Here is a 15038-nt window from a genome sequence, read left to right on the forward strand (position 1 = left end):
CAAATGGTTACAAAATTACCATCACCCTGGATCGGCAAATCCTTTTGGGCACTATTGCTGGTGGCAATAATGTCGTCCCTTGGCGCTACGGCGCAAACGTTCACCATTAAAGGGAAAGTCACTTCTCCGACAGACCAGTCCGGCGTACCCGGGATCAATGTGATTTTGAAAAACACAACCAGTGGGACTACGACCAATGCCGACGGCGGCTACGAAATACAGGCTTCCGAAAGCGGCGTGCTGGTATTTTCGGGGATCGGTTACCGGTCGAGCGAAATTTCCGTTAATGATCGCTCTTCTATCGATGTGACGCTGGAAGTGGATACGAAACAGCTCAATGAAATTGTGGTTGTGGGCTACGGAACGCAGAAAAAAAGTGATGTGACCGGAGCCGTTGGTTCTGTCAAAATGGACCGGGAAATTACGAGCAGGCCCATTGTGGAACTCGGTCAGGCCTTGTACGGAAAAATTCCCGGTGTGCAGGTTTTGTCGAGCAACGGACGGCCGGGAACTTCTTCTACGATCCAGATCAGGGGGATCAACTCGGTCTCGGCCAGCAGCTCGCCGCTGGTCGTGATCGACGGAATGCCCATTCCAAACTACGATCTGAACCTGCTCAGTGCGGGGGATATCGAGTCGATGGAAGTCTTGAAGGATGCTTCTTCGGCGGCAATTTACGGTTCTCGCGGTGCAAATGGGGTGATTTTGATTACAACCAAAAGCGGGAAGGAGGGCAAAACCAAATTCAATGTCAACTATTCGTACGGAGTCCAGAAAGTGATCGACCGCATTGCGGTGATGAACTCGCGAGAATATGCGCAGGCTTCCATCGACGCGGCCCAAAACGGCTGGATCGAAAGTGGCGGCGACCCGGCTGCACCCAACACGATCGAAGCCCGCAAGCAATATAAGTACACTTGGCCAGCAGCATTCGATAACCCTGAAAACTTGCAGGATACCGATTGGCAGGACGTCGTTTTCAGGACTTCGCCGATGCAAAAAATCGAGCTGAATGCGAGTGGCGGTAACGCGAAAACAAACTTTATCGTTTCGGCGGGTTACGTAAAGCAAAAAGGCATTGTGATCACTTCCGAATACAAAAAATACACGTTCAACATCAAAGCCAGCTCACAGATCAAAAAGTGGCTGCAAGTGGGCGGAATGCTCAATGTGGCTTACGACCACGAGAATGAGCCTTTCAACCGGACAGTAGAATGGGCCGTGCAGTACCCGACGATTTATCCGGTTTACGGAAACAATGGCTATCTCGGCGCACCTGCGAATACACCTGGTTTTGAGAAGTATGACGCGATTTTGTTCCGTCCGAAAAATGGCCACCCGCTTTATCAGATCACTGACGACATTCAGCACAGGCAGTTTAACAACCTCGGCAATGTCTTTGCACAAATCGATTTTCTGCCCGGCCTGCGTTTCAGATCGTCGCTTAATTTCTTTTATAACCGCATTGACAACAACAACTATCAGGCGGTGGACCACAACCTCGGACCAACTTATTACACCGAGGGAATTATGACGGTAAATCAGTCGCGCACAGTAAACTACACGTCGCAGAACCTGCTTACCTACGACAAAACCTTCAAGGAACATTCATTCTCCGCGCTTGCCGGGATGGAGTATAACAACAATGAATATTACTACACCAACCAGGAGCGGCGAGGCTACGACAATGACCTGATCAAGGCACTGAGCGCCGGGAAAACGGTTTTTCAGGCGGAAGATGATAAGAACAGGAGCATCCTGATCTCCTATTTTTCCCGCCTTAATTACACATTCAAAGGAAGGTATCTGCTCTCCGCCAGCATTCGCCGCGATGGTTCCTCACGTTTTGGCCCGAACAATAAATGGGGCGTGTTCCCTTCCGTTTCCGGTGGCTGGATCGTCTCGGATGAAAGCTTCTTGAGCTCTGTGAAACCATTGAACAACCTGAAACTGCGCGCAAGCTATGGTTTCACCGGGAACGACCGTTTTGCAGATTATAAGTGGATCGGCGCGATGTCGCAGGGACGGGTCGCATTTGGCAGTAACCTGGGCACGACCTACTACCCCGGCAGCATTACCAACCCGGACTTGGAATGGGAACGCACGCAGCAATTCAACGCGGGAGTTGATCTTGGTTTGTTCGGTAACCGCATTGTGCTGGAAGCCGATTACTACATTTCCAGATCCGACGGGCTGCTGCTGGACGTGCCGGTGCCTATTGTTTCCGGTTTCAACAGTGTTTTCAAAAACATTGGCAAACTCCAGAACAAGGGACTTGAACTCAATTTGACTACACATAACCTTAAAGGCGCGCTTGGCTGGACGTCGCAGCTGAACTTCTCGCGCAACCGCAACAAAGTGCTTGCATTGGGCAAAGACAATGCGCCGATGATCTACCAGCCGGGTTTTGGTATGGAATCGATCAACCAGGTTGGCCAGCCGATTTTCAGCTTTTATGGTTACCGGTATGATGGCGTTTACATGAACCAGGGCCAGATCGACGCAGATCCGTCGCATTACGCTTCTGCCAAGCCGGGCGATGGGCGGTATGTGGACATCAATGGCGATGGTGTACTGAATGCGAAAGACCGCACGATCATCGGCAATTACGCGCCGGATTTCATCTGGGGTTTTACCAACAACCTGACTTACAAAGGATTTGATCTCAGCGTGCTGATCCAGGGTGTGCAGGGTAGCGACGTGTATGACAACAATATCCACCGCTCAATGCTATACCACGAAGGCCGGAATTACTATAAGGAAATGACCAACCGCTGGCGGTCGGAGCAGGAGCCGGGCGATGGTTACCACTACAAACTGACTGTGGATCTAGACGGTTATGAGAAAACGGCTTCGAGTTACTGGATCGTGGATGGGTCGTATTTCCGGGTGAAAAGTCTGACGGCAGGATACACATTTCCATCTGGGATTTTATCCAAACTGAACCTGGAATCGTTGCGGATTTATGTCAACGGACAAAATCTTTTCACGCACAAAAACGCCCCGATTTTTGATCCTGAAAACTTCAACGGCAGCGCGACCAGTGCCACCGCACGCGGAGTGACGCATTCTCCATATCCTTCGGCAAAGGTTTACACATTCGGCGTGAACATTGGCTTTTAATCCAAATCAAAAAGAGAAATGAAGCTTTTTAAACAACATATATTTTACATTCTTGCCGCATGCTCAACCATTTCGTGCAGCGAAAGCGAGCTTGACCAATATCCGGAAACGCGGCTTTCGGAAGGGAGTTTTTACACCACAGAGGCGCAGATCGTGCAGGCTGTAAATGATGTATACCGGCAGCTGAACCGCACTTATGCAGCCAGCGGACTGGTGGATCTGTACGGTGAGCTTTATTCGGACAATACATATATCGAGTTTTCCGGCGGCGCGACGACTTTTGAAGATGATATCAAAGCATTCAGGATCCAGCCCAACAATGGTTTGATCCAAACTGCGTGGAACAACAGCTATAACTCGATCTACATCTGCAACAATGCGATCAGTCAGCTCGAAAAAACGACCGTGCAGTTTGGTAATCCTGCATTGAAAGACCGCCTGAAAGCGGAGGCGATATTCATCCGGTCGCTGATCTTTTTTAATATGGTGCGGGTTTGGGGAGACATTCCAATGCCTTTAAAGGTGGTGAGTGCCGACGAAAGTTATACGTATCTGCGGGAGAAAAAGGAGACGATTTACCAGCAGATCATCTCCGACCTGAAAGCCAGCAAAGCGGCATTGCCCGAGAAATACACCGGCGCCGACGTGGGCAGGGTTACCAAATATGCAGCAACTGCCATTCTGGCCAAAGTATACCTGACAATTGGCGATAAAACCAGTGCGGCGAAAGAGCTGAAAGAGATCATCGACAGCAATGCATATTCGCTCGATGCCAATCAGGATGGAAAGGTGAACAGCGCCGACTATGCATTCAACTTTGCGCCGGGTACCAAAAATTCGAAGGAATCAATCCTGGAATTGCAGTTTCTGGCCGGGCAAAATGCCGTAAACAGCAATTACCAGCAAACCTATACGCCTTACCACTGGGCTTTTCACCTGCCGGGAAGCGCCGAAACTTTCCGCGGCAGCGGGCTGAATAGTCCCACACCGGATCTGACGAATGAATTTGAGGCTGCCGATACCGTGCGCAAGAACGTTTCCGTGTATCCCGGTTATGTGAACCTCGAAACCGGTGCGTTTGTCAAGTATCCGTTTACTCAAAAATATTACGATCCAAACTGGCGCTACCCGGGCCAGAATGTCGAGATCGTTCGGTATGCGGATGTTCTGCTTTCGTACTCGGAAGCCACCGGCGATGCTTCTTACCTCAACCAGGTGCGTGACCGGGCGGGGCTCCCAGGTTATGGGAAAACGGGTTATCCCAACAAATATTCCACGCTAGCGCTTGCCATTGAACATGAGAGAAGGACAGAATTATGCTTTGAGTTTCATCGGTTCTTTGATCTCGTGCGCACGGGCCGTGCGGTGGCAGTTTTGAAGTCGAAAGGTTTCAACATTACCGAAAGCAAGCTGCTGTTCCCAATCCCGCAAAGTGCCATTGATGTAAATCCGGGGCTGACGCAGAACAACTATTAACCGCGAAGTTTCGTCCGTTTTCAAGTTTTAAATTAAAGATCACATTGAAAAAACAAATTGCTAGAATCCTGTTACTGATTTCCGTAATTGCCGGCAGCTGCATCGAAAAAGCTGCCGCACAGGCGCCAAACATCATTTTCATTATCGGCGATGATATCAGCTGGGACGATATCGGGGCTTATGGAAATAACAAAATCAAAACACCGAACCTTGACAAGCTGGCGAAAGACGGGCTGCGGTTTACCAATATGTACCTCACAGCCAGCTCGTGCAGTCCGAGCCGGAGCAGCATTCTCACGGGTCGTTACCCGCATAATACCGGTGCGGCCGAGCTGCATTCGCCTTTGCCGGCACATTTGAAATATTTCCCGGAGTTGCTCAAACAACAGGGCTACTTTTCTGCATTAGTTGGCAAATGGCACGAAGGCCCAAATACGCGCCGGGCTTACGATACGCTGCTGGTAGACCGGAAAGCCAATGGTGAAGGAGGGGAATTGCAATGGAACAACCTGCTGAAAGCCAGGCCGAAAGACAAACCATTCTTTTTCTGGCTTGCGCCATTTGACGCCCATCGGCCGTGGTCGGCAAAAACGGACGGGCCTCAGCATAATCCTGAAACTGACATTGCTGTGCCGCCGACGCTGGTTGACACGAAGGAAACGCGGCAGGATCTGGCTTTTTATTACAATGAAATTTCGCAGCTGGATCAGTACGTCGGCGAGTTGCGGCAAGAGCTGGAAAGGCAGGGAATTGCAGATAATACGCTCATTATCTTCACTGCCGACAACGGGAGACCGTTTCCGGGCAGCAAAACGCGGCTGTACGATGCGGGTGTGAAAACGCCATTTATCGTGAGCTGGCCGGCCGGGATCAAAGCCGGACAGGTTTGTGAAAGTCTGATCAGCAGCATTGACATTGCACCTACATTGCTGGAAGTGGCGGGCGTAAAACCTGCGGAGACGGTCCAGGGCACGAGCTTTGCGACATTGTTTAAATCACCGGAAAAAGCGTTTCGCAAATACGTTTTTGCCGAACATAACTGGCACGATTACGCGGCTTACGAACGCTCAGTGCGGAGTAAGGACTTTTTATATATCATGAATAAAAGACCTGAATGGGACAATGGCGGCCCGATCGACGCCAATCAAAGTCCTTCCGCAAAAGCATTAAAAGCGGCGAAAGCGAGCGGTGGGCTGACCGTTTTGCAGAACGACGCGCTGCTCAAACCCCGGCCAGCAGAAGAATTTTTTGATAACCAAAAAGATCCGCTGCAAACCAAAAATGAGGTGGGTAACAAAGCTTACGCTGCCCAGGTAAACGAGTTACGGCGCATGCTCAAACAATGGCAGGACGAAACCGGCGACACGGAACCTGCGAACCTCACGCCCGACTGGTACGACCGCGAAACCGGCGAGCCGACTGCCAGCAAAGACAAACGCGGAGAAATGCCGGGAGCCGCCAGAAAAGCGGATCACATTCATCTGAAAGGTCCATTTTAAAGAAGACTTCTTTTTAAAAACCGGTATTTCTATTTGTCCTGACACTGGCTTTTTGTTTATGTTGACGTCGATTAATGGTCGTATCCCTTCTTCGTCTTCATTGCTAAGATGATGTATTAAAAACAGCCGGAGAGCGGCTCCCTGTTTATAGAAAGGCGGGAAAAAATCTATTGCAAAGGCCCCGGCGGGGCCTCCTGATTGATTGCAATTCCCAGGAGGCCTTGCTGGGGCCCGACATTTATGATCATTGATTTTCTATAAACAGCCAGCTCCTCCGGAGCTTAAAGTTGACTTGTTCAGCTGCCGCCAATCAACCGCTCCAACCGCCCCATAATCTCATCTTTCTCCCTCAACATCCGCTCGTACAAAGCAATCTTCTCCTCATGAAGCTGGATGAGTTTGTCTATTGGATGGAAGACAGGATTATTGTTTACAACAGCGGCATTGTTGTTGAATGTGCTTGAAATAACAGTGATGGCTTGATCCTCATCAAAATTCCGAATCGCCTCAGCCGGTATTTTTAAAATAGCTGCGACTTGTTCCAAAATATCGGAATCGATTTTCTCTTTTTGCTCTAATAATGAGACTTTTTGCTGGTTTCAATCTTCGCCTAGTTCGAATGCCAGCGCGTCTTGCTTGATCGCCAGCATTTCCCGAAATCGTCTTACGTTACGGCCTTCGTGGATCTTCGGATTGGAGGTAGTATGTGCCATTTCGAAATGGTTTTGGTGAAAAAAAGCAAGTTATATAAATCTGTCGGGATGTGCTGAGATAACTTACAGGCAGTTTTCTGCACGAATAGAAATAAAATCAATGGTACGCAAACAGAAGACATTGCCTATGATGTCTACTTGTTTTGTAGAGATATTGGGAGAATATTATTTTGAATTTTCTATGATTATAGTGGTTTAGGGGATCATTATGCATCTTTTCTGAGCATATGCAATAGAAAAATTGTTTTGTTGTGCTCATGGTGAACTGTATGAAATTGAGCGGTGGTAAAGTCCATGATTTGGCCAATTTCAGGCTTTAAATTGACGTATGTTCGTGGCACAAAAAACGCAGCCGCTCTGAAACGGCAGCAATTGCAATCAATTAATCAATTATAAAATAAGATGGCAAAACAGAACACGCAACAAACCGCACTCGGCGATGTAGCCGCCCGGCAACTCGCCATTGCGACCCGCACGGTCCCGCAAATGGTGTCGATCACCCCGAGGTGGCTTACACATTTATTAAACTGGATACCCGTTGAGTCGGGCGTTTATCGTCTCAACAAAGTGAAGGAAGGCAGTGTGGCCGAGGTGGATTGTTCCGGACGTGACGAAAGAGAATTGCCGCATACATTTATCGACTATGTTGAAAATCCCCGAGAGTACAATCTGACGGCGGTTAATACGGTACTCGATGTGCATACGCGTGTTTCGGATTTATACAGCAAGCCGTATAACCAGATCAGCGAGCAGCTTCGGCTTACCATTGAGAGCATTAAAGAACGCCAGGAGAGCGAGCTCATCAACAATCAGGAATATGGATTACTTCACAGCATTGCCCCTTCGCAACGCATTTCCACACGTCTGGGCCCGCCAACGCCGGATGACCTGGACGACCTGATCACCAAAGTATGGAAAGAGCCCGGGTTTTTCCTGGCACATCCGCAAGCCATCGCCGCCTTTGGCAGAGAGTGCACGCGCAAAGGCGTACCACCTCCGACAGCATCGTTTTTCGGGTCCCAGTTTATCACATGGAGAGGCATTCCATTATTTCCGTCAGACAAATTGCCCATTGAGAATGGAAAAAGTAAAATAATGCTGATCCGCACCGGCGAGAGCCGCCAGGGGGTTGTGGGACTTTATCAGCCTGGACTTCCCGGGGAGCAGTCGCCAGGGCTGTCGGTACGTTTTATGGGGATTAATGATAAGGCGATCGCGTCATATCTGGTTTCCTTGTATTGCTCGCTGGCAGTGCTGGTAGAAGATGCGATTGCAGTCCTGGAAGATGTCGAAATCGGAAACTATCATGAGTACAAATATTAATTTACCTCAGTCAGATAACGGCATTTCCGGCTTGCCCGACGTGAATGAAATTGAGCAGCTTGCGAATGAACTTTTCAAATTGCTGCCTAATGAAGTTCCACAAGCCAACTTTTCGCCGGATCTGGCCGACCATCCCCGGCTAAAAAAGTCGCTGAACCTTGTTCATGAGCGATTGCCGTCTCTGTTTGAAAAAGGGCGGGCGCCGGGCGAGGACCACATTCAACCTTTCGATGTAAATAATCCGCAGACCAGCTTGTCGGACCCGCATTTTCCAGCGTCCGCCACGGCTGCCGGGAGCGGCGTCTCTCCGTCCGTTGTGCGCCATGGGCCGGGATACGCGGTAGCATTTCCGCAGTCGGCAGATACATCCTTTGAGCCGGATGTGAGCACATTGTGGTCTACCATCAATACATTCAAAAGCCCGCCGCAACTTCCTTCGAATGCAGGCTTGGGAAGTGCGCAGTACTACTTTTTGTCCGGCGCGGGCTTTCGGGGAAATGATCCGTTCGGATACAACTCCGTTCAAAGCGCACAGCTTACCGGCAGCACTTTTCCTCATCTTGAAGGTAAATCGGCGAATCGTTTTTTTGATGTCAATCTGGTTAGAAAAGACTTTCCTATTTTTCAGGAAAAGGTGAATGGAAAACCGCTGATCTGGTTTGACAATGCGGCTACTACCCAAAAACCGCAGTCCGTGATCGACAGGGTTTCTTATTTTTACCAACACGAAAACTCAAACATCCACCGCGCTGCGCACGAACTCGCCGCGCGGGCGACGGACGCTTACGAAGCTGCCCGTGAAAAATGCAGGTCGTTCCTGAATGCGCGTTCTGTGAATGAGGTTATTTTCGTTCGTGGTGCAACGGAAGCGATCAATCTGGTGGCTAAAACCTGGGGCGATGAAAATCTGCACGCAGGGGATGAAATCATTCTCAGCAACCTGGAACATCATGCCAATATTGTGCCCTGGCAGCAGCTGGCGGGCAAGAAGGGTTTCAAAATCAGGGTTATTCCTGTTGATGACGACGGGCAGATTCTGTTGAGTGAATATGCCAAACTCCTTAATCACCGAACCAGACTTGTCTCATTCACGCAGGTTTCAAATGCCCTGGGAACGGTAACACCAGCAATGCAAATTGTTCAAATGGCGCATTCGGTGGGAGCGAAGGTGCTGGTCGACGGCGCACAATCCGTGTCGCATTTGCGTACGGATGTACAGGCGCTGAATGCAGACTGGTTTGTTTTTTCAGGTCACAAGGTGTTCGGTCCAACCGGCATCGGCGTGCTTTACGGAAAGGAGGATCTGCTGAATGATACCCAAACCTGGCAGGGAGGCGGCAACATGATCGAAGACGTAACATTTGAGCATACCCGTTTTCACAAAGCCCCCAACCGTTTTGAGGCAGGGACCGGCAACATTGCCGACGCAGTTGGTCTTGGTGCGGCTATCGACTATGTAAATAAAATCGGAATAGACGCCATTCACCAGTATGAGCATAACCTGCTTCAATATGCTACCGGATTATTGAAGAACATTCCCGGACTGCGTCAGATCGGCACTGCGCCTGATAAAGCTTCTGTTTTGTCTTTCGTTTTTGAGGGCTATAAAACAGAAGAAGTTGGTGCGGCTCTGAACAACGAAGGAATTGCGGTAAGGTCGGGTCACCACTGCGCCCAGCCGATACTTCGCCGGTTTGGGGTGGAAACTACTGTTCGTCCATCGCTTGCATTTTACAATACTACATCCGAGATTGATGTTTTGATTGAAACATTGTACCGGCTGCGAAAGGCCAGGAAATAGCAGACGATTTTATTGCGGCGCGCTGGAAATTGACCCAGCGCACCGCAATGTTTATAGCATGCATCGAAATGCCCACTCATGAAAAACCTCAATACGCGTTCCTTAATTGATCTCCTTAAGAAAACACACAATGCAGAATGGGAGGCAACGCCATCCTCCGTTGATGCGATCGCCTGGCTCGACGGACTGCTACAATTTCTTTTCCCAAGCAACCATTTGCCCAAAAGCAGCGCATATGAAGGGATTTTAAAGAAAAATCAGATTGATCTCGAAAATATCCTGCTTAGTTATCTCGAACCATCCGGGATCGATATTGACGACGTGGTTGACAAATTTTACCATTCACTCGAAGGGATTTATCAGGATCTCCGCCATGATGCCAACAAGATCAATGAATATGATCCGGCGTCCCATAGTGTCAATGAAGTGATCGTTTCGTATCCCGGATTTTATGCGATCGCCGTATACCGCATTGCCAATCGACTTGTCAGACTGGGCATCCCGGTTTTGCCCAGGATTCTCAGTGAATATGCGCATGGAAAAACGGGTGTGGATATTCACCCGAATGCAGCAATCGGCGTGCCGTTTATGATCGATCACGGTACGGGAATTGTGATTGGGGCGACGAGTATAATCGGTCAAAACGTAAGTATTTACCAGGGAGTTACGCTTGGTGCATTACAGGTTGCCAAAAATCTCGCACTAACCAAACGTCACCCGACTGTGGAGGATAATGTGATCATTTATGCAAGGACCACCATTCTGGGAGGCGACACTGTGATCGGTAAAAACAGTGTTATTGGCGGAAGTGTATTCCTGACCAGGAGCGTTGAGCCGAATTCGCAGGTTTTCAATACACATCAGTTGCGGATTGTACAGAAGGATTCCCAGGATTAAATAATGCTGCGCCCGACTGACTTCTGGTGGTATTGCACGCAAGTTTAATCTATAAAGCCTATGGATTAATTGCATATTTCATTTTCTTTGCTCTTTGTCACGCAGACAGCCTTTTGTAAATTCTTACAAACGTCAAACCATGCGAAGATTCTTTTACCAGATCATCATTTGCTCAGCAATACATTGTGCGAGCGCTTTCGGGCAGGTTTAGCTTCGCCGAATAGACACTGCATTAGGTTGGTTCAAGAATTCAAATAGAGGAGTTTAAAAAAGAGAATATGAGACCAGTATTTTACAGACAATGGGTCGCTACGGCATTGCTATCCGCATTTGCATTTGGACCAGTTTTCGCCCAGCATGATCCGCAGCAAACTTTTAAAGGCAAAGTCGGCAAGACAATTGAAGAGACGCAGCAATGGTGGCAGGAGCAGGTAAAGGCGCCGAAAGGTGCACCCAATGTGGTCTGGATTTTGCTCGATGATGTTGGTTTCGGCGCCACTTCCGCATTTGGCGGATTGATTGAAACACCCAATTTTGAGAAGCTGGCCAAAAACGGCCTGCGTTATACGAATTTTCATACGACTGGCATCTGCAGTCCGACACGCGCTGCATTGCTTACCGGCCGCAACCCGCACAGTGTTGCCATGGGGCACCATGCTGAACTTGGGATTGGGGCTCCGGGTTATCATGGAAATATTCCGTTTGAAGCGGGAACGGTAGCCGAAATCTTTAAAGAAAATGGCTACAATACGTTTGCATTAGGTAAGTGGCATGGTAACCAGCCGCGCGATCTGACGATTGCCGGTCCGTATAACCGCTATCCGACCGGTCGTGGATTTGAACATTTCTACGGTTTCCTCGGCGGCGCAACCGACCAGTGGCACCCGCAGCTGGTGGAAGAAACCTCACCTGTTAACATTGAGCCCAACACGCGGCATTTGAACGAACTAATGGCTGACAAAGCAATTTCCTACATTGCCAATCAGAAATCAGCCGATCCTGAAAAACCGTTTTTTATGTATTTCGCAACCGGGGCTGCGCACGCCCCGCATCACGTTGCAAGGGAATGGAGTGATAAGTACAAAGGGAAATTCGATGCAGGTTGGGACAAATACCGTGAGGAAGTGCTCAAACGCCAGCTTGCCGCGGGACTAATTCCAAAAAATACGCAGCTCGCGCCCCGGCAGACTGGCATTAAAGCCTGGGACTCACTTTCCGCAGATGAAAGGAAATTGTACGCAAGATTCATGGAAGTGTACGCAGGGTTTTTGACGTACACCGACTATGAAATAGGTCGTGTGACCAAATACCTCGAAGAAATCGGGCAGCTGGATAACACCCTGATCTTTCTGGTTGTGGGTGATAATGGGGGCAGTAAGGAAGGAACTTATACCGGAACGGTTGGTACAGCTGAGAAGGCTGCTGGCGATAACATTGGCTTTTTGCTCTCGCAATATGATAAAATTGGGACTGAATACAGTTACCCGAATTACCCGCTCGGCTGGTCGCAGGCAACGAATACACCCTTCCGTTACTGGAAAAGCGATGTCAACGCCGAAGGCGCATCGCATACGACGCTGATCGTGCATTACCCGAAAGGCATTAAAGAAAGAGGTGGGTTGCGGCCGCAATATTCACACGTGATCGACATTCTGCCGACGACCATTGAACTGGCTGCATTAAAAGTCCCCGAGGTGATTAACGGTTATCCGCAACGTCCGTTTCACGGCACTTCGCTAACCTATTCGCTTGGCGACGCCAAAGCGCCAAGCCGCCACAGTCAGCAATATTATGAGCTCCATGGCGGGCGATCTATTTATAAAGATGGCTGGAAAGCAAGTGTCTATCACCCTAGGAATACGTTCGGTGAAAACACAATGGACATCAATTTCATCGCTGATTTCAGCAGGGATAAATGGGAGCTGTACAATTTGAATGAAGATTACAATGAGATCAATGACCTGGCCGCGAAATATCCCGAAAAGCTCGAGACACTTAAAAAGCTATTTGACGAGGAGGCGCAAAAATACGACGTGTACCCGCTGAAAAACTTCCGCGCTGGACTTGCGCCACCGCCGGTCACCGCCAAATCGGTCATCTATGAGGGCGCCAGCATCAAGACCAGGGTTTACATTGGAAAAGGGCCTGTGACAATCACGGCTACCGTTGACCTCAAAGACAGGAATGCGCAGGGCGTTGTTTTTTCAAATGGCGGGTTACTTGGAGGAACCAGTTTGTTTGTGAAGGATAATAAGCTGCAATATCTGCTGAATGATGGTTTGAAAGAGATATTGTTAACTTCTTCCAAAAGCCTTTTGGCCGGAATAAACGCTATTAAGGTTGAATTTGCGAAATACAACAAGGTCACACTGTATGTAAATAATGAAAAGTCGGCCGAACTAAATATTGAAAACCGTAACAAGTATCTCAATTCAGCCGCAACCGATGGGTTCAGCATTGGCCTGGATCTGAACTCGCCGGTTACCAAATCTTATGGTGGAACTTTTGCATTTACCGGCGTGGTAAAGTCGGTGGTGATTGAGCAGGGTGAGGGCGAGAAAAGCCAGCCGGCAGGAAAATGATGTCAGCTGACGAATATTGCTTACTTAAAGAATTTAATTGCCCGGCCGGGTAGAATATAAAATACACAGTAACACCAAATGAATCAATTTCGGTTTTTCGTCGCGGGTATAATGGCTGCGACATGCTCCTTTGGATCAGTAAACGCCCAGAGTCAGAAACCCAATGTCATTTACATTTATGCCGACGATCTTGGCTATGGAGATCTGGGCGCTTACGGCGCTACCAGAATCAAAACGCCAAATACTGACCGTCTTGCGCAGGAAGGGCTTCGGTTTACCAATGCACACACCACCTCAGGTACTTGCACGCCCTCGCGTTACGGGTTGCTGACAGGGGAATACCCTTGGCGTAAAAAAGGCACAGGCGTGCTTCCGGGTGACGCTAATCTAATTATTCCAATCGACAAAGCAACGCTGCCTGCCGTTTTCCGCAAATCCGGATACAAAACAGGTGTTGTAGGAAAGTGGCATCTTGGATTGGGCGAGCAGGGGGAAAAGATCAACTGGAACCGGCCCATAAAAAAGGGCCCTGATGCTGTTGGGTTCGACTATTCCTTCATTTTTCCGGCAACTGGTGACAGAGTACCGACCATTTTTCTGGAAAATCAGGTGGTCGTTGGCCTGGAAGCCTCGGATCCGATAGAAGTCAGCTATCAGGAAAAAATCGGAAATGAACCGACAGGTAAAGAAAACCCCGAGCTATTGAAACTGAATGCTTCTCCCGATCACGGTCATAACAATACAATTGTGAACGGCATAGGCCGGATCGGTTTTACGACCGGCGGCAAAAAAGCGCGTTGGGCTGATGAGGAAATAGGTCACGTATTCACAGACAAAGCGCTTGCATTTATTGAAAACAACCGGCAGAACCCTTTTTTTCTGTATTTTTCTCTTAACGACATCCATGTGCCTCGTATGCCGAGTACGGAATTCAAAGGTAAAAGTGGCTTAGGGTTACGTGGAGACGCAATTTTGCAGCTAGACTGGACAGTGGGGAAAGTGTTGGATAAATTAAAGGAGCTGGGCATTGAGAAAAATACAATTGTGATTTTCACCAGTGACAATGGCCCCGTGCTGGACGACGGCTACGACGATGGTGCGGTAACGCAGCTGAATGGGCACAATCCGCGAGGCCCTTTACGAGGAGGAAAAGGCAGCGCTTTCGAAGCAGGAACGCGGGTGCCATTTCTTGTGCGCTGGCCAGGCATTGTGAAGCCGGGAACAGTAACCGATGCGCTGGTTTGTCAGCTCGACTTGCTGGCATCTTTTGCAGGTTTTTTCAAACAAAAATTGCAGCCGCACGATGCACCCGACAGCGAAGATTTGTTTGCAGCATTTACCGGGAAATCCAGATCAGGACGTCAGATTTTGGTGGAACAGGGTGGGGTAATTGCCATCATTAAGGATGGCTGGAAATACATTGAACCTTCATCCGGACCTAAAACGCAGAAGAATGGCAACGAGAACGGCCGAGATCCCGATCCGCAGCTTTACAATTTGCTGGAAGACCTTGGTGAGCAAAAAAATCTGGCTACGCAGCATCCGGAAAGGGTAAAAGAGCTGGCTGCATTACTTGAAAAGATCAGGATTCAAGGCCAAAGCACCTCGCGCCGGTCAGACTAAA

Annotated in this window: 8 protein-coding genes and 1 pseudogene; 8 read left to right on the forward strand and 1 reads right to left on the reverse strand. The window is 49.0% G+C overall.

Annotation, left to right across the window (positions count from 1 at the left end; genetic code table 11):
- Positions 1-3: 3 nt before the first annotated feature.
- Genes MUK70_RS04845 through MUK70_RS04855 form a run of 3 tightly spaced genes read left to right on the forward strand, consistent with a single transcriptional unit; the run spans position 4 to position 6098 of the window.
- Positions 4-3123 carry a SusC/RagA family TonB-linked outer membrane protein gene (locus MUK70_RS04845; RefSeq protein WP_234657570.1) on the forward strand — a complete coding sequence of 1040 codons (3120 nt, stop codon included), beginning with the start codon at positions 4-6 and terminating at the stop codon, positions 3121-3123.
- Positions 3124-3141: 18 nt separating this feature from the next.
- Positions 3142-4599, forward strand: a complete 1458-nt coding sequence (locus MUK70_RS04850; RefSeq protein ID WP_234657569.1) for a RagB/SusD family nutrient uptake outer membrane protein — start codon at positions 3142-3144, stop codon at positions 4597-4599.
- Between the two features lie 44 nt (positions 4600-4643).
- Entirely contained in the window at positions 4644-6098 is a 1455-nt protein-coding gene (locus MUK70_RS04855; RefSeq protein ID WP_234657568.1) for a sulfatase family protein, read from the forward strand.
- A gap of 296 nt (positions 6099-6394) precedes the next feature.
- Here the strand turns inward: MUK70_RS04855 and MUK70_RS04860 are convergent.
- Positions 6395-6811: pseudogene (locus tag MUK70_RS04860) on the reverse strand (XRE family transcriptional regulator).
- Between the two features lie 402 nt (positions 6812-7213).
- Here MUK70_RS04860 and MUK70_RS04865 point away from each other — a divergent pair.
- The 5 genes from MUK70_RS04865 (at position 7214) to MUK70_RS04885 (ending at position 15037) form a co-directional block, all read left to right on the forward strand.
- The gene (locus MUK70_RS04865) at positions 7214-8134 is read left to right on the forward strand and encodes a family 2A encapsulin nanocompartment shell protein (protein ID WP_234602711.1); all 921 of its coding nucleotides are present in this window, start codon (positions 7214-7216) and stop codon (positions 8132-8134) included.
- Positions 8118-9935 (forward strand): family 2A encapsulin nanocompartment cargo protein cysteine desulfurase, encoded by a 1818-nt coding sequence (locus tag MUK70_RS04870; protein WP_234657567.1) that lies wholly within the window; start codon positions 8118-8120, stop codon positions 9933-9935. The genes MUK70_RS04865 and MUK70_RS04870 overlap by 17 nt, the downstream gene beginning before the upstream one ends.
- A gap of 78 nt (positions 9936-10013) precedes the next feature.
- Positions 10014-10832 carry a serine O-acetyltransferase gene (locus MUK70_RS04875; RefSeq protein WP_234657566.1) on the forward strand — a complete coding sequence of 273 codons (819 nt, stop codon included), beginning with the start codon at positions 10014-10016 and terminating at the stop codon, positions 10830-10832.
- A gap of 278 nt (positions 10833-11110) precedes the next feature.
- Positions 11111-13414, forward strand: coding sequence for an arylsulfatase (locus MUK70_RS04880; RefSeq protein WP_234657565.1), 2304 nt, complete (start codon positions 11111-11113; stop codon positions 13412-13414).
- A 78-nt stretch (positions 13415-13492) separates the two neighbouring features.
- A complete protein-coding gene (locus tag MUK70_RS04885; RefSeq protein ID WP_234657564.1) occupies positions 13493-15037 on the forward strand; it encodes a sulfatase family protein in 1545 nt (514 codons plus the stop codon).
- The last annotated feature ends 1 nt before the right edge of the window (position 15038 follow it).

The sequence above is a fragment of the Dyadobacter chenwenxiniae genome (genome assembly GCF_022869785.1).
GTDB lineage: Bacteria > Bacteroidota > Bacteroidia > Cytophagales > Spirosomataceae > Dyadobacter > Dyadobacter chenwenxiniae.

Coding starts and splice junctions, on each gene's coding strand:
- MUK70_RS04875 (WP_234657566.1), top strand. CDS start 10,014: ATGAAAAACCTCAATACGCGTTCCTTAATTGATCTCCTTAAGAAAACA.
- MUK70_RS04885 (WP_234657564.1), top strand. CDS start 13,493: ATGAATCAATTTCGGTTTTTCGTCGCGGGTATAATGGCTGCGACATGC.
- MUK70_RS04865 (WP_234602711.1), top strand. CDS start 7,214: ATGGCAAAACAGAACACGCAACAAACCGCACTCGGCGATGTAGCCGCC.
- MUK70_RS04845 (WP_234657570.1), top strand. CDS start 4: ATGGTTACAAAATTACCATCACCCTGGATCGGCAAATCCTTTTGGGCA.
- MUK70_RS04850 (WP_234657569.1), top strand. CDS start 3,142: ATGAAGCTTTTTAAACAACATATATTTTACATTCTTGCCGCATGCTCA.
- MUK70_RS04880 (WP_234657565.1), top strand. CDS start 11,111: ATGAGACCAGTATTTTACAGACAATGGGTCGCTACGGCATTGCTATCC.
- MUK70_RS04870 (WP_234657567.1), top strand. CDS start 8,118: ATGAGTACAAATATTAATTTACCTCAGTCAGATAACGGCATTTCCGGC.